The sequence below is a fragment of the Paralcaligenes ureilyticus genome (genome assembly GCF_004346225.1).
GTDB lineage: Bacteria > Pseudomonadota > Gammaproteobacteria > Burkholderiales > Burkholderiaceae_B > Paralcaligenes > Paralcaligenes ureilyticus.
The window spans coordinates 139291-159774 of the sequence record NZ_SMAJ01000006.1 but is presented as its reverse complement, the minus strand read 5'-3'; the positions used below and the strand labels follow the sequence as shown (position 1 = coordinate 159774).

Annotated in this window: 17 protein-coding genes; 6 read left to right on the top strand and 11 right to left on the bottom strand. The window is 60.4% G+C overall.

The annotated features are described in order from the left end of the window. The first annotated feature begins 8 nt into the window (after positions 1 to 8). Together EDC26_RS10285 and EDC26_RS10280 are read left to right on the top strand one after the other, a co-directional pair. Positions 9 to 1079, top strand: coding sequence for an aromatic ring-hydroxylating dioxygenase subunit alpha (locus tag EDC26_RS10285; protein WP_132582200.1), 1071 nt, complete (start codon positions 9 to 11; stop codon positions 1077 to 1079). A 1-nt stretch (position 1080) separates the two neighbouring features. Then, positions 1081 to 2217, top strand: coding sequence for a 2Fe-2S iron-sulfur cluster-binding protein (locus EDC26_RS10280; RefSeq protein ID WP_132582198.1), 1137 nt, complete (start codon positions 1081 to 1083; stop codon positions 2215 to 2217). A 131-nt stretch (positions 2218 to 2348) separates the two neighbouring features. Here the strand turns inward: EDC26_RS10280 and hutC are convergent, their stop codons facing one another. Then, a complete protein-coding gene (hutC, locus tag EDC26_RS10275) occupies positions 2349 to 3083 on the bottom strand; it encodes a histidine utilization repressor (RefSeq protein ID WP_132582196.1) in 735 nt (244 codons plus the stop codon). Between the two features lie 197 nt (positions 3084 to 3280). Here hutC and hutU point away from each other — a divergent pair, with 197 nt between their 5' ends. Together hutU and hutH are read left to right on the top strand one after the other, a co-directional pair. Continuing rightward, positions 3281 to 4996, top strand: coding sequence for a urocanate hydratase (gene hutU, locus EDC26_RS10270; RefSeq protein WP_132582194.1), 1716 nt, complete (start codon positions 3281 to 3283; stop codon positions 4994 to 4996). A gap of 54 nt (positions 4997 to 5050) precedes the next feature. Then, entirely contained in the window at positions 5051 to 6598 is a 1548-nt protein-coding gene (hutH, locus tag EDC26_RS10265) for a histidine ammonia-lyase (protein WP_132582192.1), read from the top strand. A gap of 81 nt (positions 6599 to 6679) precedes the next feature. On the opposite strand, the gene hutG is transcribed toward hutH, so the two are convergent. The 4 genes from hutG to EDC26_RS10245 are packed head-to-tail and all read right to left on the bottom strand — an operon-like array spanning position 6680 to position 10802. Continuing rightward, complete coding sequence (gene hutG / locus EDC26_RS10260; RefSeq protein ID WP_132582190.1) at positions 6680 to 7495, bottom strand: N-formylglutamate deformylase; 816 nt, start codon at positions 7493 to 7495, stop codon at positions 6680 to 6682. A 12-nt stretch (positions 7496 to 7507) separates the two neighbouring features. Further along, a complete protein-coding gene (locus EDC26_RS10255; protein WP_132582188.1) occupies positions 7508 to 8929 on the bottom strand; it encodes a formimidoylglutamate deiminase in 1422 nt (473 codons plus the stop codon). After that, complete coding sequence (gene hutI, locus EDC26_RS10250) at positions 8926 to 10161, bottom strand: imidazolonepropionase (protein ID WP_132582186.1); 1236 nt, start codon at positions 10159 to 10161, stop codon at positions 8926 to 8928. The genes EDC26_RS10255 and hutI overlap by 4 nt, the downstream gene beginning before the upstream one ends. Continuing rightward, positions 10158 to 10802 carry a HutD/Ves family protein gene (locus EDC26_RS10245; RefSeq protein ID WP_132582184.1) on the bottom strand — a complete coding sequence of 215 codons (645 nt, stop codon included), beginning with the start codon at positions 10800 to 10802 and terminating at the stop codon, positions 10158 to 10160. Before EDC26_RS10245 ends, hutI begins: the two co-directional genes overlap by 4 nt. Before the next feature lie 455 nt (positions 10803 to 11257). Between EDC26_RS10245 and ddpX the strand changes: the two genes are divergently transcribed. Then, the gene (gene ddpX / locus EDC26_RS10240) at positions 11258 to 11863 is read left to right on the top strand and encodes a D-alanyl-D-alanine dipeptidase (RefSeq protein ID WP_132582324.1); all 606 of its coding nucleotides are present in this window, start codon (positions 11258 to 11260) and stop codon (positions 11861 to 11863) included. A 111-nt stretch (positions 11864 to 11974) separates the two neighbouring features. Then, positions 11975 to 13174 carry an aminotransferase-like domain-containing protein gene (locus tag EDC26_RS10235; protein ID WP_132582182.1) on the top strand — a complete coding sequence of 400 codons (1200 nt, stop codon included), beginning with the start codon at positions 11975 to 11977 and terminating at the stop codon, positions 13172 to 13174. Between the two features lie 256 nt (positions 13175 to 13430). Here EDC26_RS10235 and pbfA read toward each other — a convergent pair whose 3' ends face one another. From pbfA to phnY, 6 genes are all read right to left on the bottom strand, one after another. Next, entirely contained in the window at positions 13431 to 14846 is a 1416-nt protein-coding gene (pbfA, locus tag EDC26_RS10230) for a (R)-1-hydroxy-2-aminoethylphosphonate ammonia-lyase (RefSeq protein WP_132582180.1), read from the bottom strand. Next, a complete protein-coding gene (locus EDC26_RS10225; protein ID WP_132582178.1) occupies positions 14843 to 15643 on the bottom strand; it encodes an ABC transporter permease subunit in 801 nt (266 codons plus the stop codon). The genes pbfA and EDC26_RS10225 overlap by 4 nt, the downstream gene beginning before the upstream one ends. Continuing rightward, positions 15627 to 16508: a 2-aminoethylphosphonate ABC transporter permease subunit gene (locus EDC26_RS10220; protein WP_132582176.1), complete on the bottom strand. Its 882-nt coding sequence runs from the start codon at positions 16506 to 16508 to the stop codon at positions 15627 to 15629. Before EDC26_RS10220 ends, EDC26_RS10225 begins: the two co-directional genes overlap by 17 nt. Next, the gene (locus EDC26_RS10215) at positions 16501 to 17652 is read right to left on the bottom strand and encodes an ABC transporter ATP-binding protein (protein ID WP_207915095.1); all 1152 of its coding nucleotides are present in this window, start codon (positions 17650 to 17652) and stop codon (positions 16501 to 16503) included. Before EDC26_RS10215 ends, EDC26_RS10220 begins: the two co-directional genes overlap by 8 nt. Continuing rightward, complete coding sequence (locus EDC26_RS10210) at positions 17652 to 18683, bottom strand: 2-aminoethylphosphonate ABC transporter substrate-binding protein (protein WP_132582174.1); 1032 nt, start codon at positions 18681 to 18683, stop codon at positions 17652 to 17654. Before EDC26_RS10210 ends, EDC26_RS10215 begins: the two co-directional genes overlap by 1 nt. A gap of 229 nt (positions 18684 to 18912) precedes the next feature. Further along, positions 18913 to 20361, bottom strand: coding sequence for a phosphonoacetaldehyde dehydrogenase (gene phnY, locus EDC26_RS10205; protein WP_132582172.1), 1449 nt, complete (start codon positions 20359 to 20361; stop codon positions 18913 to 18915). Between the last annotated feature and the right edge of the window lie 123 nt (positions 20362 to 20484).

The following is a 20484-nucleotide window of genomic DNA, read 5'->3' as shown; positions in this document are numbered from 1 at the left end:
AGGTTGACATGTTTTTAAAGAATGCATGGTATGTAGCGGCGCTTGAAGGCGAGGTGGGCCGTGCTTTGCATGCAGCGCGGATTCTGGGCGAAGATGTGCTTCTGTATCGCAAGCAGGATGGGCAGGTTGTGGCGCTTGAAGACGCCTGTCCGCATCGCAAGCTGCCCCTGTCGATGGGGCGTTTGCTGGGCGACGAGGTCGAGTGCGGATACCACGGCCTGACCTTCGATTGTTCGGGCAGTTGTGTGCGTGCGCCGGGTGTGGCGCATATCCCGAAAGCCGCTTTCGTGCGCCACTATCCTACGGCCGAACGCTATGGGCTGGTGTGGATCTGGATGGGAGAGGCCGCCCTGGCCGATCCCGCCACAATCATCAAGGTGAATCACTGGGGCGACCCCGCCTGGGGTATGAATCGTGGCGATGCGATGACGGTGCAGTGCAATTATCAATACGTCACCGACAATCTGCTGGATCCCTCGCATGTGTCCTGGGTTCATCAGACCTCGTTTGGCAATGCGGCGATCGTGGGTGTTCCTTTGCAAACCGAGGTCAAGGATGACGGCGTCGTGGTGTCGCGCTGGATGCGCGATGTCGAGGTGGCGCCCTTTTATGCCAAGTTCGTCAAATTTTCGGGCCATTGCGATCGCAAGCAGCAATATGAGGTGTACTTCCCCTCGAATGCCATCATCAAGGCGATCTTCACACCGGCCGGGACTGCCGCCGACTCGGAGCCTTTCCATGATGATGTGTTCCTGATGGATTCGTATAACTTCATGACGCCGGTCGACGAATCCACAACCCGCTATTACTGGTTCCAGATGCGCAACTTCAGTCCCGACGATGAGAACGTGTCGCGCCAGTTTTCGGAAGATGTGCGCCACGCTTTCGAGGAAGACCGCGCGGTATTGACGGCGGTGCATGCGGGCATGGCGAAAAGCCCGTCAAAACTCGATTTGCCTCTGGATTCCGGGCCGTTGCGGTTTCGTCGCAAGCTGCAGCAAATGATTCAGGCTGAACAGGCTGCGGCAGAGGCCTCGAGCAGCCATGCCAAGGCATCCGCGGCGTTGCAGGAAGCCTGATATGGATGATGGCGTCGCGGCGTCCAACCGAGTCTTTCGTGACTACATGGTGCTTGCCAAGATACCTGAAAGCCAGGTCATTACGTCTTTGGTTTTGGCCCCCGTGTCAGGAGAGGGCGTGCCTGCCTACCACCCCGGTCAGCACCTGATTTTTCGCCTGGATGCACCCGGTGCGAAAATCTTGCGCCACTATAGTATTTCGGGCGACCCGGCCGCGCCGGGCGCCTTGCGGGTTTCGGTCAAGCGCGAACCGCCGCCCCGTGATCGGCCGGAGCTGCCCCCGGGCGTGGGGTCGGGCCATATGCACGACCGCGTTCAAGTGGGCGATACCTTGACGGCCGCCGGGCCGGTGGGTGATTTCGTGCTGGCTGAAGATTCCGGGCGTCCGGTGTTGCTTTTGAGCGGCGGCGTAGGCCTGACCCCCATGATGTGCATGCTGCATCGTTTGGTGCAGGCATCCAGCCGCCCGGTCTATTTTGTGCATGCCTGCGAGAACGGCGAAGTACACGCGTTTGCCGACGAGGTCGCCGCGCTGGCGCGGCAACGTCCGGGCGTCCGCGTTCATTTCTGTTATCGCGAACCAACGGTACAAGACCGGGAGCGGCCTCGTTTTCAGAGTACAGGCCTGATCAATCGCGAAACTCTGCAGACCTTGTTGCCGCTGGACGATTACGACGTTTATCTGTGCGGACCGCCTGCTTTTATGCAGGCCAACTGGCGCTTGTTGCGCGGGCTGGGAATTGCAGCAGATCGGATTCATTATGAATTTTTCGGACCCGCCACCGTGCTGGAAACGGATCAGGACGTGTCTGGCACAAGCGTCGAACGGGATGCGCAGGCGTCTTCCGGCGCTGAATCGGGCGGAGATGGATCCGGTGCCATCCAAGTGAAATTCGGCCCCTCCGGCATAACCGTACCCTGGGACGATGGTTGCCCTTCCTTGCTGGATCTGGCCGAGCAGGCAGGTTTGAGCCCCAATTACAACTGCCGCGCGGGGCTTTGCAATACCTGCATGTCCACCTTGGTGGCCGGTGAGGTTGATTATTTCGAGGAGCCGCTCGATCCGCCGCCCGAGGGTAAGGTGCTGTTGTGCTGTTCGCGGCCGGTGGGTTCTGTGGTGATCGAGCTTGCGTCGTAGATGTGTGTTGACAGGCGGCATCTTGCATCGATGACAGGCACAAGGCCTGTCGCTACATTCACGTGCACGTTTTTTGTAGCGGCACCCCTTGTGGGTGCCATGTTTGCCAAGATTTCAAACGTAGCCCGTCGCTAATACTTGCCGGCGAACTTGTAGCGGTTTCCCGGATGCCACATGCACGCGTTCGACGTAAAGGCGCGGTTCGAAAACGTGACCCGATCCATGACCAGGCACGGCTGCGACATGGGGATATCCAGTTGCGCTGCTATCTCCTTGGTGGGCAATTTAACCTCGATGGTGTATTGCCCGTTAGGTAGAGGCGCGACCCTCATCAGGTATTCGTTGGGCGTCAGGACCTGCCAGTCCTGCTCCAGATAATCGGGGGCCACCGCGGCGTCCACCAGCCGGTCTTCCACCTGGATCGCAATATCGTTTTCATAATGCACGATCACCGAATGAAACAGCTTCGCGCCAGGTGCGATCTGGAATCGCCGCGCCTGAAGATCATTGGCGCGAACCGAATCCAGTTGCAAAACCTTGCTGGAGTGACGATGGCCGCGATCGCGGATGTCCTGCGCAATACTGCGGATTTCGATCAGGGTAGACTGGAACTTGGGCTGTGCCACGTAGGTGCCCGAGCCTTTGTAGCGCACCAGCAGCTGATCGGTGGTCAGTTCACGCAGCGCGCGATTGACGGTCATGCGGGATACCTTGAACGTTTCGCACAGCGCCAGTTCGGTCGGAATCAAATCACCCTCTTTCCAGGTGCCGTTCTGAATGTGTTCGAGCACGTAGTTTTTAATTTGCTGGTAAGCCGGCTGGGCCAAGCTGGGTGTGATGGCTGCAACGGCGCGTTTGTGACGCATGGTGTCTCCCAAAAAACTTGACGTGTCGTCATTTAACAAAATCCTGTTTAAATGTATAGACAAATTGACACTTTGCCTATACATTACAACTTGAGCTTACAAGAAATCAAGCGGTTTGTCGGCTGATTTCGGTTTCAGGGTGAAGCGGGGCCCCCAGAGATGGCCAAATAGCGCGCCCAATATTTCAGGAGAAGAATGTGTCCAAAGACTCAATTGCCGCCATCGATCATGATCCGCGCTACGATGCCGGCCGCGAAATCCATGCGCCGACCGGTTCCACACTGAGTTGCAAGAGTTGGGTTACCGAAGCGGCCTATCGCATGATCCAGAATAATCTGGATCCGGCGGTGGCCGAAAACCCCACGCATCTGGTGGTGTACGGCGGGATCGGACGGGCGGCGCGCAACTGGGAGTGCTACGACAAGATTCTCGAAACGCTAAAAAACCTGGAGGAAGACGAATCGTTGCTGGTCCAGTCGGGCAAGCCGGTAGGGGTGTTCAAGACCCACAAAGACGCGCCGCGCGTGCTGATTGCCAACTCCAATCTGGTGCCCAAATGGGCTAACTGGGAGAAATTTCACGAACTGGATCGCGCCGGGCTGTTCATGTATGGCCAGATGACGGCGGGCAGCTGGATCTACATTGGCAGCCAGGGCATTATTCAAGGTACCTATGAAACCTTTGCCGAAGCGGCGCGCCAGCATTTCGACGGCACGTTCGAGGGGCGCTGGATTCTGACGGCTGGCCTGGGCGGCATGGGCGGCGCCCAGCCTTTGGCAGCCAGCTTTGCGGGCGCGTGTTCGCTAACCGTCGAATGCCAGCAGTCGAGCATCGACTTTCGCCTTAAAACCCACTATCTGGATAAACAGGCTCGCAATCTGGATGAGGCGCTTGAGCTCATCGCCCATCACACGGCCCGCAAAGAAGCGGTCTCTGTCGGTTTGTTGGGTAACGCCGCGGAGGTGTTGCCCGAGCTGGTGCGCCGTGCGCGTCAAGGCGGCCTGCGTCCGGACCTGGTGACCGATCAGACCTCCGCTCATGATCTGGTCAATGGTTATTTGCCTATCGGCTGGACCGTCGAGCAGTGGAAATCGGCCCAAAAAGACCCGAGCCAGCATGCCCGGCTGCAAGCCGAAGCGGCGCGCTCCTGCGCCGCGCATGTGCGGGCCATGCTGGATTTTCAGAGCATGGGTTTGCCGGTGGTCGACTACGGCAACAATATCCGGCAGGTGGCCTACGATGAAGGCGTCAAGAACGCTTTCGATTTCCCTGGATTCGTGCCGGCCTATATCCGGCCCCTGTTCTGCCAGGGCAAGGGGCCTTTCCGCTGGGTAGCCTTGTCGGGCGACCCCGAAGATATCTATAAAACCGACCGGAAAATCAAAGAGCTGTTTCCGCAAAACAAGCCCGTGCATCGCTGGCTGGATATGGCCCGCGAGCGCATTCCGTTCCAGGGGTTGCCCGCGCGAATTTGCTGGCTGGGTCTGGGTGAGCGCGATGTGGCCGGCCTGGCGTTTAACGATATGGTCAAAAGCGGTGAATTGAAAGGCCCGATCGTGATCGGCCGCGATCACCTGGACACCGGCTCGGTGGCCAGCCCCAATCGCGAAACGGAAGCCATGCGCGACGGCACCGACGCGGTGTCCGACTGGCCTTTGCTGAATGCGCTGCTCAATACGGCAGGAGGCGCTTCATGGGTGTCGTTTCATCACGGCGGCGGCGTAGGCATGGGGTATAGCCAGCACGCCGGCATGGTGATTGTGGCCGACGGCAGCGATGCCGCGCACGAGCGCCTGGCCCGTGTTCTGGTCAACGATTGCGCCAGCGGCGTAATGCGCCATGCCGATGCCGGTTATGAGCTGGCGATCAAAACCGCCAAAGACTATGGGCTGAAACTGCCGATGATCAAGTAGCCCGGTTCTTCAAATCATTTTTTCCGATAACACGTTACAGATCAAGAGCTCGCCATGAAATCCACCCTGTTGATTCAAGCCGGAAAACTCAGCCTCGAAGACATACGCCGAATATGGCGTGACCAGGTGGAGTTGTCGCTGCCCGGCGATGCCATCGAGGCTATGAATGCGTCGTCGGCCATCGTCAGGAAAATCATCGAACAGGGTGATGCGGCCTACGGCATCAATACGGGCTTTGGCAAACTGGCGCAGACGCATATTCCGGATGAGGACCTTGAAACGCTGCAGAAGAACCTGATTCTTTCGCACTCGGTTGGTGTGGGCGAGCCCCTGCCCGCCGAGGTGGTGCGCCTGGTCATGGCCTTGAAAGTGGGTAGCCTGGCGCGCGGCTTTTCGGGTATCCGCTCGGTCGTGGTCGCGACCCTGCTGGAGATGTATAACGCGGGGATCGTGCCGTATATACCCGCCAAGGGTTCGGTGGGCGCGTCGGGCGACCTGGCGCCCTTGTCGCACATGACGCTCTCGCTGATCGGCGAGGGGCGTGCCTACTTCAAGGGCCAGTTAATGGCCTCGCGCGAGGCCTTGCGGCAGGCAGGCATTACGCCGATTGTGCTGGCCGCCAAAGAAGGTCTGGCGCTGATCAACGGCACTCAGGTATCGACCGCTTTGTCTTTGAACGGCTTGTTCCTGGGCGAGATTCTGTTTCGCAACGCGGTCCTGGCAGGGGCGCTTAGCGTCGACGCCGCCAAAGGCAGCGACGCCCCGTTCGATCCGCGCGTGCACGAGATTCGCGGCCAGGTGGGCCAGATCTACGCCGCCGATCTGTACCGCCGCTTGCTGGCAGGTAGCGAAATCCGCCAGTCTCATGTGTTCAATGACAATAAAGTGCAGGATCCGTACAGCCTGCGCTGCCAGCCGCAGGTAATGGGCGCCGTGCACGACTTGTTGCGGCAGTCGGCGCAGACCCTGTTGATCGAGGCCAACGCGGTGACTGATAATCCTTTGATTTTCCCAGGAGAAAACGGCGAGCCGGATCGGGTCATTTCGGGCGGCAACTTTCATGCCGAGCCGGTCGCCTTCGCCTCGGACATTCTGGCTCTGGCCATTGCCGAAATCGGCGGCCTGGCCGAGCGCCGCGTGGCCTTGCTGATCGACGCCAGCATTTCGGGTTTGCCGCCTTTTCTGGTGCCTTCCGCGGGCCTGAATTCGGGCTTCATGATTGCGCATGTCACGGCGGCTGCGCTGGCTTCGGAAAACAAATCGCTGGCGCATCCGGCCAGCGTCGATAGTCTGCCGACCTCGGCCAATCAGGAAGACCACGTCAGCATGGCCACCTTTGCCGGCCGGCGCCTGATCGATATGGTGCAGAATACGGCCACGATCATCGGAATCGAATTGATGTGCGCGGCGCAGGGGATCGATTTCCATGCGCCTTTGAAAACCTCGGCGCCGCTGCAACGCGTGCACGGCCTGATTCGCGCGGCCGTCCCGTTCTATAGCGAGGATCGTTTGCTTGCGCCCGATATCGAGGCGCTAAGCGCCTGCGTGCTGGACGAAACGTTGATTGCCGGGCAGGAGGCGTTTTTTAGTTCGGCGGTTTGAGGGTTTGAGGGGATGGATGGCACCCACAAGGGGTGCCGCTACAACAAGGACCGCCACCATCGCCCGCAATCAAAACAATATCTACAAACCCTTCTTCAACCAACCCAACGCGATTTCAACCGTGGCCTGCACCACGGGCTCGACGGCGTTGGCGCGTTCTTCGGCGTAGGCATAGGGATGGCTTTCATCCATATAGGTGATCTGCGCCTGTTCCAACTGCACCGCATATATGCCGTTGGCTGGCTGGCCGTAATGGCGCGTAATGTAGCCGCCCTTGAAGCGTCCGTTGGCGACGGCGGAGTAGCGGCCGTCTTGCCGGGCCCGGTCTGCCAATTCCTCGGCCAGGCCAACGGGAGTGCTGGCATCGTTGGACGTGCCAAAATTGAAGTCCGGCAGCCGGCCTTCAAAAAACCGCGGCACATGCGAACGTATGGAGTGCGCTTCCCATAGCAATACCCTTCCATGTATGGCCTTGAGCCTTGCCAGCTCTTGCTGGAGCGCCGTATGGTAGGGCTTCCAGTACAGATCCAGGCGCCGCTGCTGCTCGGCTTGGTCAGGCTCCCGCCCGGGCGCATACAGCGCTTGCTTGTCGAAGGTGTCCACCGGCAGCAGGCCCGTGGTGTCTTGCCCAGGGTAAAGGTTGGCGCCGTCGGGCGGGCGGTTCAGGTCGACGACATAGCGCGAATAGCTGGGTTGCAGAATCGAAGCGCCCCATATTTTCGCGAAGCCGTATAAACGATCCAGATGCCAATCCGTATCGTCATAGCGTTGCGCCACGGGCGTCATGCCATGGGCGATATCGTCCGGAATGCGGGTGCCCATATGCGGGATGGACACCAATAACGGAATCGATCCTTGGGCCAGGGTAAAGACGGGTATATCGGTGGGGCTATTCATGATCCATTTTCCTTATTGCAGTAATTTCGAGAGCGCCTGGCGGTAGCGTGCATAGGCCTGTTCCTCGTCGCGATGGCGCCGATCGTGCACGAGCCGGGCGCCGGCGACGTAAACATCGCGTATGGGCGTTTCGCTGCGTTCGCTAAAAACCATGCCCGAGAGCCAGGCGTCGGGGTGCTGTTCGGCCAGGTGAGGATGATCGGGGTCGAGCACCATAAAGTCGGCCTGGCGCCCGAGGGCAAGCGATCCGACGGCGCGACCGCTTGCCTGGGCGCCACCTTGCGTTGCGGCGTCGAATAGCCGGTCTGCCACCTGGGCGTGTTGGGCCGATGCGAGCACATTGCGCTCGTGGCGCGTTAGACGTTGTCCGTATTCCAGCAGGCGCAGCTCCGAGCGCCAGTCCAGGCCGATATGGCTATCCGACCCGAGCCCGAAACGCCCATCGGCCATCAGGTAATCATGGGTCGGGAAAATACCGTCGCCCAAATTGGCTTCAGTAGTCAGGCATAGCCCCGTAACGGCGCCGCTGCGCGCCAGCGATTGCGTTTCGCCCGCGTCCACGTGCGTCGCGTGCACCAGGCACCAGCGTTGATCGACCGCGAAATGATCCAGCAGCCACCGCACTGGGCGCGCGCCTTCGCTTGCCACGCAGGCTTCGACTTCGGCCATTTGTTCGGCGATATGTATGTGTATGGGCGCGCCGGGGAAATGACGGTCCATTCCCTTGAGCAGTTCCGTCAGCGTCGCACCCGATACGGCGCGTAGGGAATGAGGCGCGACACCGTAGCGCCGCCGCACCGTTTCGGGATGACTGCGGCGCAAGTCTTCGAGCAGGGCCAGCAATTGCTCTGGCGTGTTCAGAAAGCGCTGCTGGTCCTCGCGCGGCGCCTGCGCGCCGAAACCGCTGTACTGATACAGCACGGGCAGCAGGGTCAGGCCCATACCCGCCTGCTCGGCGGCATCGGCCAGGCGCTGCGACATTTCGGCAGGCTGGACGTAGCGTTCGCCGCCGGGTTGGTGGTGTATGTAATGAAATTCGCAGACCGACGTGTAGCCCGCTTTCAACATTTCGATGTACAGCCAATGGGCGATGGCGGCCATGCTCTCGGGCGAGATGCGCGCGGCAAAACGGTACATAAGGTCGCGCCAGCTCCAGAAGCTGTCGGCGGCCTGGGCGCGGTATTCCGTGAGTCCGGACATGGCGCTCTGGAACGCATGTGAATGCAGATTGGGCATGCCGGCCAGAATAGGCCCGTGCGCGCGCTGCAATTGCGGAATCGTTTTGAGTGTGTCCGCCGACGTATGGCTGCGCACCGTGGCGAGCGTTCCGTGTTCGTCCCATTGCAGCAGTACATCGGGCTGCCAGCCATTGGGCAAGCGGGCATGTGTCGTGAAGAGGGATCCGCCCGCGTGCGTTGAAATCGGGTCAGTCATGATGCGATCATCCGTTTGTCCAGCGCAATTCGGCCGTGGCGCACGACCAGCGTACAGCGATCCAGGCCGCTCCAGTAGGCCAGTTCGGCCAAAGATTGAATGTTCCAGGCAACGAAATCGGCCGGTGCACCTATCGCAATTTCACCGCATACATCGGGATGGCCCAGTGCGCGCGCGGCGTGAGTTGTGACGCCTGCCAGCACTTCGGCCACCGGCATCCTGAACAAAGTGCAGGCCATGTTCAGCATGAGCAGCAACGAGGTGGTGGGTGAAGTGCCCGGATTGCTGTCGGTGGCGATGGCGATGGGTACGCGGTGGCGGCGCAGCAGGGCCAGGGGCGGCAGCTGCGTTTCGCGTATAAAGTAATAGGCGCCGGGCAGCAATACCGCTACGCTGCCGGCATCGCGCAGGGCGATTACGCCGGCTTCATCAAGGTACTCCAGATGATCGGCCGACAGCGCTTTATGGCGGGCCGCCAGGGCTGTGCCGCCCATCAAGGATAGTTGTTCTGCATGCATCTTGACCGGCAGCTGAAATCGTTCGGCGGCCTGGAATACCCGTTCGGATTGCGCCAGGGTAAAGCCTATACGCTCGCAGAATACATCTACGGCATCGACCAGGCCTTCTTCAGCCAGGGCCGGCAGCATGACTTCGCACACCAGGTTTATGTAGTCGTCGGCGCGGCCGGCGTACTCGGGTGGGAGCGCATGCGCGCCCAGGAAAGTGGTGGCAACGGTCACTGGCCGTTCCTGTCCCAGACGGCGGGCGACGCGCAGCATTTTGCGTTCGCTCTCCAAATTCAGCCCGTAGCCCGATTTGATCTCGATGGCGGTCACGCCCTCGGCACGCAGTGCGTCGAGCCGGCGCAGGGCTGAAGCGAAAAGCTCATCTGCGCTGGCGGCGCGCGTGGCGCGCACCGTGGACACGATGCCGCCGCCTTGCCGGGCAATCTCTTCGTAGCTTGCGCCCGCGAGCCGCAGCGCAAATTCTTCGGCGCGGTTTCCTCCGTACACCAGATGCGTGTGGCAGTCGATCAGGCCCGGAGTCACCAGCGCGCCGCCCAGACTATGCACGTGAGTGGAGTTGCTTTGGTAGACGGCGGGCAATTGGGCCGAATCGCCGAACCACTCAATGCGCTGATCGCGCACGGCTATGGTGGCATTTTCGAGGATATGTTCTGGATTGGCGGTTGGTGCGAGTCTCGCGTGGGTCCATAGAGTAATCCCTGTCATGGTGCGTTCCCCTGAATGCGCAAGCGCACATCGATCAAACGTGAGTCCGGCTGGTTCGGCTTTATGGTCAGTGTCAAAGCCGCGTGCCGGGCAAGAACGATATGCAGCGTATCGCCGGTTTGCAGCGTGTAGGCGGCCGGCGTCGGCCGAGACAGAGTTATCGTGAACGATCCGGCCGCACAATGCAAAAGCGTGCTGTCCGGTTCCAGATTCAGGGTTTGCGCGGCTTCCCGCAAGTCTAACTGCCCGACGCAAGCGCCCCGTCTTGTCATCAGGTTGAAATCCTGCGTCGGGCCACTAGGCAACTGAGCGGTGATGCTCGTTTCACCTCTGAATTGGTACGGTTTCCAGCAGGGCAGGCTGTGTTGTTCATGCGTGTCGTCATTGACGAGAACCATGGGGCCGCCGCGCGTTACGACCAGGGTGCGGTCGATATGGCTGAAGCTGGAAAACGGCCCCGCTTGCGCCACATCGGCCAGGCTTATGCGCCAGACGAACGTATCGAGCGTCGCTGCATTGGGGTGGCTTGCGATCTCGCGGGTGACTCCACCGCCGTTTTTCCATGGCATGGGCCGCAAGTCGCGGGCGGCGATCAATTCGAAGTGAAAGGGAGTGGCAGCAGGGTCGGAATCAGGCGGCATAGGCGTTCGTGGTCGGCGCATGAAGGTGTTTGTATATACAATTATTCATCAATTGGCCTGGAATGGCAATTCATACCGCTTGGTGTATCGTTTCAGGGTGGGAATCGGGCCGTATCAAGCAAGCCTTCCACACGGTAAGTAAGGTGATTATCAGCGATAATGACTTCATGAGCCTGGACAAGGAGATTGATCATGGCCACTGATACCGTAATTGTTCTGGTGATTTTTGTCGTGGGCGTGGCCTGTTCCCTCACGCTGCTGGGGTGGTTGACCCATATCGTCCGCCGTGACAAGCGCGACCGCGATAAGTAGGTTGGGGTGGTGAGTATGGAGTGTAGGTCGAATGTAGCGGCACCCCTTGTGGGTGCTACCTCCGATACCCTCAAATACAGAATCAACAAAAGGCAACAACCGACGAGGAACGGATGAAAGACAGCAGCAGTTTCGACAACGCCATGACGGCCGATGCGCTACCTGAATCGTCGCTCGTCTCTCCTGCCGCCAGCGTGAGCGAGCTGATTGAAATCACGCCCGCCACTCATCCGGTCGACATAGACCTGGTTTACGCGACGCCCAATAATTTAGCGGGCCGCCCGGTTTATGCACAGGCGCGCTGCGCGTTGCGGCCGCAGGCGGCTGCCTGTTTGCTTAAAGCGGCGCTTGCCGCGCAGCGCGCCGGCTATCGGCTCAGGGTGTTTGATGCCTACCGCCCGCCGCGCGCGCAACAGATCTTTTGGGCCCTGTGCCCCGACCCTCGCTATATTGCCGATGCGAACCTGGGTTCGAATCACACCCGTGGCGTGGCCGTTGACGTAACTCTGCTTGATGAAAAGGGCGCGGCCCTGGACATGGGCACTGGCTTTGACGCCATGGAAGACCGTTCGCACCACGACCGCAATGATCTGGCCGCCGGTGTGCAGCGCAATCGCTGCCTCCTGTTGGGCATCATGTTGCGGGCGGGGTTCCGCTCGATCAATACGGAATGGTGGCATTACGAATTGCCCGATTCGCGCAGCTACGCCTTGTTGGACGATCCGATTGTCACGGCGGTGGCGAAATAGGCAGGGTTTCGGTAGCGGCACCCCTTGTGGGTGCCATGTCGAAAGCAAGCTCTATGAACTTGCAGTAAGCTACTGAGCTCTTTATCTTGTTTTCTGGAAATTTGCGGGATTATGAATTCGTCTGCCCTCTCCTATACCTTTTCGCAGCGCGCTCAAAAACTTACGGGTTCGGCCATACGCGAGATTCTCAAAATCACCGTGCGGCCTGAAATTATCTCGTTTGCTGGCGGATTGCCGGCTCCTAAAGGGTTTCCGACCGAGGCCATCAACCGCGCGTACGATCGCGTGCTTGCCCAAATGGGCCCTGTGGCTTTGCAGTACGGCCCAACGGAAGGCTATGCACCGCTGCGCGCATGGGTAGCCGAAGATCTGAAGCGTTCCGGAGCTCACGACATCAGTGTGGATGAAGTCCTGATTGTGTCGGGTTCGCAGCAGGCGCTCGATATGCTGGGCAAGCTTTTTGTCGATCCGGGCAGCAAGGTTCTGGTCGAGGCGCCCAGCTATCTGGGGGCGCTGCAGTCTTTTTCCCTGTTCGAACCCACCTATGTGCCCGCGCCTACCGATGAAGGCGGCCTGATACCCGAGGGTTTGACCGACGAGCGCGTCAAGGATGCGCGATTTATTTATGCCTTGCCTAATTTCCAGAATCCTACCGGCCTGACCTTGAGCCTGGCGCGGCGCCAGGCCCTGGTAGAACGGTGCGCGGCTGTCGGTTTGCCGATTATTGAGGATGATCCCTACGGCGATTTGCGTTACGCAGGCGAAGCCTTGCCGGGTTTGCTGGGCCTGGGGCGCGCGGCCGGCGCTACCGTGATTCGACTGGGCACTTTCTCGAAAGTGTTGGCGCCTGGCTTGCGTTTGGGCTATATCGCCGCGCCCAAAGACATCATTTCCAAGTTGGTGCAAATCAAGCAGGCAACCGATCTGCATACCGCGTCCATTACCCAGATGGCTGTTTACGAGGTGGTCAAAGACGGCTTCTTGGGCACGCATTTGCCCACCGTGCGCGAACTGTACAAACAGCAGTGCACGTATATGCTCGATGCCATGGCCACGCATTTTCCGGCAACGGCCACCTGGACCCGGCCCGAAGGCGGCATGTTTATCTGGGTGACGCTGCCTGCGCATATCGATAGCACCGAGTTGCTGGCGCGCGCCATACAAAAGAATGTCGCTTTCGTTCCAGGTGCGCCGTTCTATACCGATGAGGATGCACCCAAAAACACGATGCGGCTTAGCTTTGTTACCGTGTCCGAGGCAAAAATTCGCGAAGGCGTTGCGGTGCTGGGGCAACTGATCAAAGAGAGCTAGAGCATTTTCGGTTGAAGTGTTTACGGAACTGAACGTGCTTCGGTCGCTGTTTTTTTGAGCCGTTTTGGGTGGTGGGGTCGTTCTATTAAGACGCCGCAGGGCGAGGGGTGAGTACCGTCCGGATCAAGCACGCCGTGCCGGCCCCGCCCCGGCCCCCATAGACGGCGTTTTCAGATACCAAAATGTCTAGCCAAATACCCAAACATCCCATGCCGTATACCGTTTGACCCAAAATGCTCCAGGTCAGGCCGGGCGGCTATAACAGGCCAGCCGATCCCGCAGCGATAGCCTCTTCGAGGATATCGAGCGCCTGCGTCATCTCGGCCGGCGTGACCGTCAGCGGCGGCGTCAGGGTCAGGACATTGCCCATCGTTGTCTTGAACGACAGGCCTCGATCGAGTGCGCGATACAGCACCGCCTCCGCCAGGTCGTTATCGGGCAATTTGTCCGAGCGGCTCTTGACCAGCTCGATGCCCAGCAGCAGGCCGCGGCCGCGCACGTCGCCGATGGCGGGCAGGCGGTTTTTCATCTCGTCCATGCGCGCCAGCGCCAATGCGCCAACCGCTGCCGCGTTGGCAACCAGATCCTCATCCTCGATGATTTCGATTGTGGTGAGTGCCGCGCGCGTCGTAACGGGATTTTTCTCGTGCGTGTAGTGGCCGAAGGCCCAGTCGCCTGCTACGTCCAGATCCGAGCGCGCGATGCATGCGGCGATCGGCAGGATGCCGCCGCCCAGCGCCTTGCCCATTACCAGAATGTCCGGCACCACGCCGTCGTGGTCGCATGCAAACATCCGCCCGGTCTTGCCCAGGCCGGTCGGTATTTCGTCGAAGATAAGGAGTGCGCCATGCCGGTCGCAGGCCTCGCGCACCTTCTTCCAATAGCCTGGCGGCGGCAGATAGGGTACGGCGCGCGCCGGTTCGGCGATCACAGCGGCTACATCCCCTTCGCGTCCCAGCACGTAATCGACCATGCCGGCGCATGCCATGTGGCAGCGATCGAGCAAGGGCTGCCCGTTGTCATCGCAATCGTGGCCGTAGGCGCAGCGGTAGCAGGCAAAGGGTGCGACGTGCTGTGAGCCCGCCACCAACGGTGCGGCGGGCCCTGAGCGGAACAGCGCCTCGCCCGACAGGCTCGATGCGCCAATTCCGGCGCCATGAAAGGCATCCCAGAAGGACAGTGTCTTGAAGCGGCCCGTTGCGGCACGGGCAAGTTTGATGGCGACTTCGTTTGCGTCGGAGCCGCCGGTGGTGAGCAGCACCTTGGAGAGATTGCCCGGAGCGATGGCGCCAAGCTTTTCGGCCAGCAGTATGGCGGTCTCGCAGGCATAGCGCCGGGGCGCGAATGAAAGCGCGTCCATCTGCGCGGCAATGGCCTGCTTCAGGCGCGGATGGCCATAGCCGATGTGGTGGACATTGTTGCCGTGAAAGTCCATGTAGCGCCTGCCGGCCACGTCCTCGATCCAGATCCCTTGAGCCTTGGCAATGACGTTCAGGCAAGGAGTGGACACCGATTGGTGCAGGAATGCGCCGGCGTCGCGCTCGAGAAGCGACCGCGTCGGCTTGTCCAAAGACCGGCGCTGCCAGGCGCGGCGGCGATCCGTAAGATTCGTGTCGCCTTCGGACTGGGCGACCGGGCCGGTGGGGCTCTCTTTGCGTGCCGGTTGTTTCATTCTCTGACGCTTGCCTTGGTCGAGATACGTGACAGTCCGATCAGTACGAGCAGCGTGCCTGTGCCCAGAATCATCGTCAGCGTTGCCGCCTCGAAGATCGCGCCGCGATCAGACAGTGAAAAGATGCCTATCGGCAGCGTTACCCATCCCGGCGGATAAATCATCAGGGTAGCGCCCAATTCTCCCATCGACAGGGCGAAGCTCAGGCTGAATGCGGCGATCAGATAGGGCATGATGAGCGGCAGTGTTACCCGGCGCAGCCGATAGAAAGGCCGTGCGCCCAGGCTCTCGGCGACTTGCTCGTATTCGGGCGGCAGGCGCGTTAGCCCGGCCGAGACGTTGCCGTAGGTAAAGGCTGAGATCAGCAGAAAGTGTGCAATGAACACGATCAGCGCGGTGCCGTTCAGGAGGACGGGAGGCTGGCTGAAGGCCACGAGCAGGCCCAGGCCGATCGATACCGATGGCACAGCGCTGGGTATGAAGAACACCGCATCGAGAATCCGCTTGGGCAGACCCTTCATGGTGCGAAGGGCGAGTGCCGCCCACGTACCGCTCAGCAAGGCCGCCGCGCTGGCCGCAACGCCGGTCAGGACACTGATCTGCAACTGGTCGGCGGATTCTGTTTTGAGGGCCTGTGCGTAGTGTGCAAGTGTCAGGTGGCTGGGCAGTATGTCGTTCCATTGACCGCTGATGCTGGCCAGCGCGATGACGCCGATGGGCAGGCCGTAGATCACGCCGAACAACGCTGCCATGACCGTCCAGGAGAAAATCCGTCCCCATTTAGCCCAGACTAACACGGCGGCCTCCAAAATATGACACAGCCAGCCGATACAGCGCATAGAGGCCAAGCGACAGGACGATGTTGACCACTGCAATGATGCAGGCCGTGGTGTAGTCGAACTCCTGGATCGCTTTGTCGTAAATGAGCAGCGGTAGGGTAATGACTCCTTTGGCGCCGATGAACAGGACGATGCCGAATTCATTGACCGTCAGAAGAAGGCACAAGCTGCCGCCGGCGATCAGGGCGGGCAGTGCGGCGGGCAGGATGATCTGGCGCACGATGCGCCAGGGCCGTGCGCCCAGACTGCTGGCGACCTCGATCTGCGCCGCGTCGATCAGCGAGAAGTTGGCCAGCAGCGGACGCATCACGAACGGTGTGTAAACGGTGATTTCGGCAAGGATGACGCCCCATTGTGAATAGAGAAAATGAAGCGGAGGCAGGTCCAGATGCATCATGTGCATCAGCGATTGATTGATGAGGCCGGCCGAGCCGTAGATGAAAGTGAAAGCGAGCGCCACGAGGAAGGTCGGCAGCGCGATGAAGGTATCGATCAGCCGCCCGATCAGCCGTGCGCCGGGAAACGGGATAAAGGAGATGATCAGCGAGAGCACGAAGCCCAGCACGAGGCAGCCCGCCGAGGCGGTGAGCGCGATGGTGATGGTGTGAAAGAGCCCGCTCAAGAATTGATTGGAGCGTAGTACCGCGTCGAAGCCCGCCAGCGACACGACGTGCTGATCTCCTTCAAGGGCCTGGCGCAGGATCAGCCCAAGCGGATAGAAGAACAACAGCGCGAGAATCGTCAGCGGCGGCGCAACCCAGAATCTGCGCATCGCCCGGCCCGAGCGAGACGGCTGCGGGATTGCCATTGCCATGTCAGCCATTGGTGTCGGACTCCGGTACAAGGGTGACGTCCGCCGGATCGAAATGCACGGCGAGCGACGCTCCCAGCGCCGGGGGCTCGGCCAGGGGCGTCGACGACAGGCGCAGCGTCTGGCCCTGCACATCGAGAGTGATGCTATGCAGATCGCCTTGCCACTGAACGCCGCGCACGACGCCCGTCAGGGTATTGCCGCAGGCCTCGCCTGGATGAAGCCGCAGGTCGTGCGGACGCACGCACACCAGGCAATCGCTGCCCTCGGGCAAAGCGTGGTGATTGCGCCCCCTCAGCAAAGTCTGTCCAAATTGGACGGATGCCAGGCCGGCATCGATCGTGGCCAGTGACTTCGCCGCAAGGATGTTGGCGCGTCCGAGGAATTCAGCCGCGAAGCGATTCGGCGGATTGCGGTAAAGCGCTTGCGCGCTGCCAAACGCAACCAGTTTGCTGTCGCGCATGATGCCGATGTGATTGGCAAGCGTCAGCGCCTCGGCCTGGTCGTGCGTGACATACAGCACCGTCAGGGAAGGAAGATCGCGATGCAGCTTGGCCAGTTCGTCGAGCATCGAGCGGCGGATCTGCGCATCGAGCGCCGAGAGCGGCTCGTCGAGCAGGAGTACTTGGGGGCGAATCGCCAGCGCACGGGCGATCGCCACACGTTGCTGCTGACCGCCCGAGAGCTCGCGCGGATAGCGTTTCGTGTAGGCCTCCATGCCGACCAGCCGCAGACATTCCGGGATGCGCTGGCTGATGAGTTCGGCCGTGACGCCGCGGGCGCGCAGCCCGAACGCCACATTGTCCTCGACGCGCATGTGCGGAAACAAGGCATAGTTCTGCACCACCATGCCGATGTTGCGATCGCACGGGGCCACGTGAGTGACATCGCGGTCGCCGATAATGATGCGCCCGGCCGTCGGCTTGACGAAACCGGCGACCGCTCGCAGCGCCGTCGTCTTGCCCGAGCCTGACGGGCCGATCAGCGCAACGATTTCACCCGGCTTGACGGTCAGGGTCAGCGAATCCAGGACGAGCTGGCTGCCATACGCGACGGAAACGTTCTCGAAGCCGATGCCGGCAGCCCCGGAGGGAGGGAGCGCCGACGCGGCCGACACGCGTGTTGGCAGCTCGCGGGTCATGGCCATGCCGTCCATCAGTTGTTCGAGATGGCTTTGTTGTAGGCGGCCACGTCCTGCTTCAGGTCGCCCAGGACGCGGGCCCAGTCGGGCGACCAGATATTGACGCCTTCGAGCATCGCATTGAGCTTCTTGAAGTTCTCGTCGCTCGGATGAACATCGGTGCGCACCGGGAAGCCGCCTGCGACCACGCTGACGTCTTTCTGCGCCGGCTGCGAGAGCAGGAAATCGATCAGCTTCTTGCCGTTCTCCGAATGCGGGGCGCGTGCGACCAGGGCGATGTAGTAGGGCAGTGAAAAGGCTGTTTTCCTGCCGTCGGGTCCGACCGGGAAGAAAACCTGGACATTCGGATTGCTGCGCATCTGCGCCAGATTCATCTGCAGGTCGCCGTTGGCCACGTACAGTTCGCCCTTGTTGACCAGCGCGGTGAGCTTGCCGGTCGAGGCCGATGGGCCAAGATTATTGACCTGCAGCTTTCCAAGGTAATCAAGGCCCGCCTGCTTGCCTCCGAACGCATGGAAGGCCTGCAGCATCAACGCGGTGCCGTCGCCGGCCTGGCCCGGCGTCGAATACTGGATTTTCATCTTGAATTTGGGATCGAGCAGGTCGGTATAGCTCTTGGGCGGCGCCTTGAGCATCTTGGTGTTATAGATGAAGTTCGGATAGTTGTTGACCATGGCCACATAGAGGCCCTTGGGGTCTTTGTCGGCCGCTTTGATCTTGTCGGCACCAGTGGGCGTAAAGCGTTGCAATAGGCCATCGGCGGCCGCTTTCTGCATGAAGGGCGGCAGGGTGACGAGCACATCGGCCTGCGTGTTGGACTTTTCCTTCATCAGCCGATCGACCACTCCGCTCGATCCTGCTTCGATGTATTGAACCTTGACGCCTGTAGCCTTGGTGAAGGCGGCGAACTGGTCGCCCAGCCAACTGGGCGACCCGTCATGCAGACCGTCCGCGCTATAGATCGTTACGACATTGGATTGTGCCAGAACCGGGCTTGTGATGGCGGCAAGAATACAGGCGGCCGCTAGCATTAGTTTCGTCTTCATGTTCATCCTTCCTTGCGTTGAGTTGGAATGCAGAGAGAACTTTTTACTTATTTATTGCGGATACTCGATCGTCCCGGCTTGTGCCGAGACGATCTACCCTCCTTAATTTCCTATACTTTGCCTTCTGTTCGTGTCATGCCTATGACATGAGGGATGATGATTGAGAAAAGTATAGTATTTCCAAAAAAATGGTCAAGATATCAAAAAGAACCACAACAACGACATTGTCTCAAGCCCATGGCATTGACCAGGTGCGCACGTTGGTATAACTCTTCATCGCCTCCACGATGCCCTCCTTGTAGCCGTTGCCCGAATCCTTGATGCCGCCAAACGGCGACATTTCGATGCGGTAGCCGGGAACCTCCCAGATATTCACCGTGCCCACTTCGAGCTCATTGACGAATTTCGTGATGTGATCCAGCCGGTTGGTGCATACGCCCGACGAGAGGCCGAACGCGGTCGAATTCGAAATACGGATGATTTCCTCGATCTGGTCGGGGACGCGGATGATGGGAATCACCGGGCCGAAGGTCTCTTCGCGCACCAATTCGCATTTGTACGGGATGTGATCGACCACGCACGGGGCGAACAGCGCGCCCTGGCGCGGCCCGCCATACAGCACCTTGGCGCCCTGGGCAACGGCGTCCTGCACGCGCCTCTCAAAAAGCTGTGCAGCCGCTTCGGTGATGACCGTGCCGACATCGACCGAGGGATCCATCGGATCGCCGCACTTGAGTTTCTTGGCGTGGACCAGGACGCGTTCGACGAACGCATCGGCGACGCTCTCGACGACCAGAATGCGTTTGACCGCCGTGCAGCGCTGGCCGGAATTTTTGGTGGCGCCCTGGACGGCCAGCAGCGCCGCGCGGTCCAGGTCGGCGTCCGCCATGATGATGAGCGGGTCGTTGCCGCCCAGTTCCAGCACGACGCGGCGGTAGCCGGCCTTTTCGGCGATATATTTGCCGACCCGCACCGACCCGGTGAACGTGACGAGATCGCAGTCGGGATCGGTGATCATCGAGTCGCCCATGGTGCGGGGGTTGCCGGTGACGACGCTCAGCATTTCGGGGGGCAGCCCCGCTTCGTAGAGCACATCGGCCAGCGCGAGAGCGGTCAGGGGCGTGAGCTCGGTGGGTTTAAGCACGATCCGGTTATTGGTGGCGATGGCCGGCGCGAGCTTGTGGCTGACCATGTTCAGCGGATGGTTGAACGGGGTGATCGCCGAGATCGCGCCCAGCAGGGGCGTACGCATGGTGAATATCTTGCGGTTCTTGCCGTTGGGGCTGATGTCGCACGAATAAATTTCGCCGTCGTCCTTGATAACGAGCTGGGCCGCGAACGACCACACATCGTAAGCACGGCTGGCTTCGTAGAGCGAGTCTTTCCAGCATAATCCGGATTCCGCGGTAATCAGCCGGGCGAAATCATCCTTGCGGTTGCGCAGGATTTCCGCGGTCGTCTGCAAAATGCGCTGGCGCTCGAAACGGGTGAGTGTGGGGCGATAGGCGCGCGCGCGGGCGAAGGCCTCGCGAACATGTTCGGGGCGGCCCGCCGGAACCGTGCCGACCACTTCGTTGTTATAGGGGTTGAACACCTCGATGACTTCGTCGGTGTCAACCCGCTTGCCTGCGATACGCATGGATTCTCGCCGGATGGCGGGCTTCATGGGTGCGTTCATAAAATACCTCGGTAAGTCGATTCCGATCCACGCAACGTGGGGACGGGTTTGTAGCGGCAGCCCTTGTGGCTGCCACCGATGTCAGCGCCACGCAGCGTGAGGGCGGGCAGGGAAAGCTTCGCG

Bases quoted from the DNA above. Each gene is read 5' to 3' on its own strand.
- pbfA (WP_132582180.1), bottom strand. From the start codon at position 14,846: ATGAAACAACCGGCACGCAAAGAGAGCCCCACCGGCCCGGTCGCCCAG.
- EDC26_RS10235 (WP_132582182.1), top strand. From the start codon at position 11,975: ATGAATTCGTCTGCCCTCTCCTATACCTTTTCGCAGCGCGCTCAAAAA.
- hutC (WP_132582196.1), bottom strand. From the start codon at position 3,083: ATGCGTCACAAACGCGCCGTTGCAGCCATCACACCCAGCTTGGCCCAG.
- ddpX (WP_132582324.1), top strand. From the start codon at position 11,258: ATGACGGCCGATGCGCTACCTGAATCGTCGCTCGTCTCTCCTGCCGCC.
- EDC26_RS10210 (WP_132582174.1), bottom strand. From the start codon at position 18,683: ATGAAGACGAAACTAATGCTAGCGGCCGCCTGTATTCTTGCCGCCATC.
- hutG (WP_132582190.1), bottom strand. From the start codon at position 7,495: ATGAATAGCCCCACCGATATACCCGTCTTTACCCTGGCCCAAGGATCG.
- EDC26_RS10280 (WP_132582198.1), top strand. From the start codon at position 1,081: ATGGATGATGGCGTCGCGGCGTCCAACCGAGTCTTTCGTGACTACATG.
- hutH (WP_132582192.1), top strand. From the start codon at position 5,051: ATGAAATCCACCCTGTTGATTCAAGCCGGAAAACTCAGCCTCGAAGAC.
- hutI (WP_132582186.1), bottom strand. From the start codon at position 10,161: ATGACAGGGATTACTCTATGGACCCACGCGAGACTCGCACCAACCGCC.
- EDC26_RS10255 (WP_132582188.1), bottom strand. From the start codon at position 8,929: ATGACTGACCCGATTTCAACGCACGCGGGCGGATCCCTCTTCACGACA.
- EDC26_RS10220 (WP_132582176.1), bottom strand. From the start codon at position 16,508: ATGGCTGACATGGCAATGGCAATCCCGCAGCCGTCTCGCTCGGGCCGG.
- phnY (WP_132582172.1), bottom strand. From the start codon at position 20,361: ATGAACGCACCCATGAAGCCCGCCATCCGGCGAGAATCCATGCGTATC.
- EDC26_RS10285 (WP_132582200.1), top strand. From the start codon at position 9: ATGTTTTTAAAGAATGCATGGTATGTAGCGGCGCTTGAAGGCGAGGTG.
- EDC26_RS10245 (WP_132582184.1), bottom strand. From the start codon at position 10,802: ATGCCGCCTGATTCCGACCCTGCTGCCACTCCCTTTCACTTCGAATTG.
- EDC26_RS10215 (WP_207915095.1), bottom strand. From the start codon at position 17,652: ATGGACGGCATGGCCATGACCCGCGAGCTGCCAACACGCGTGTCGGCC.